We start from the raw sequence: 659 nt of genomic DNA on the forward strand, positions 1-659 counted from the left end.
TTTTGCTCTTTAACAATGTATCAGACAATCTGTGTGGGCACTTGTTGATTGACTTGTTTTAAAAATATTTTTAATTTTGAAGTCTTAATAGGTGCTTAACTGAAAATTCATAATTACTTTTTAAGTAGTGTTTTATTTATAGCTAAGCAGTATATTGAGCGATTGAACTTGAATTGAAGAGTTTGATCATGGCTCAGATTGAACGCTGGCGGCAGGCTTAACACATGCAAGTCGAACGGTAGCAGGAGAAAGCTTGCTTTCTTGCTGACGAGTGGCGGACGGGTGAGTAATGCTTGGGAATCTGGCTTATGGAGGGGGATAACTACGGGAAACTGTAGCTAATACCGCGTAGTGTCGAGAGACGAAAGTGCGGGACCGCAAGGCCGCATGCCATGAGATGAGCCCAAGTGGGATTAGGTAGTTGGTGGGGTAAAGGCCTACCAAGCCTGCGATCTCTAGCTGGTCTGAGAGGATGGCCAGCCACACTGGAACTGAGACACGGTCCAGACTCCTACGGGAGGCAGCAGTGGGGAATATTGCGCAATGGGGGGAACCCTGACGCAGCCATGCCGCGTGAATGAAGAAGGCCTTCGGGTTGTAAAGTTCTTTCGGTATTGAGGAAGGAGTGTATGTTAATAGCATACATTATTGACGTTAAA

Annotated in this window: 1 rRNA gene; it reads left to right on the top strand. The window is 45.8% G+C overall.

The features are described from left to right. Positions 1-170: 170 nt before the first annotated feature. Positions 171-659: ribosomal RNA gene (locus A8M50_RS02785) — 16S ribosomal RNA — on the top strand; the annotation flags it as partial.

The organism is Haemophilus haemolyticus, assembly GCF_001679045.1.
In the GTDB taxonomy this organism is placed as follows: Bacteria; Pseudomonadota; Gammaproteobacteria; order Enterobacterales; family Pasteurellaceae; genus Haemophilus; species Haemophilus haemolyticus.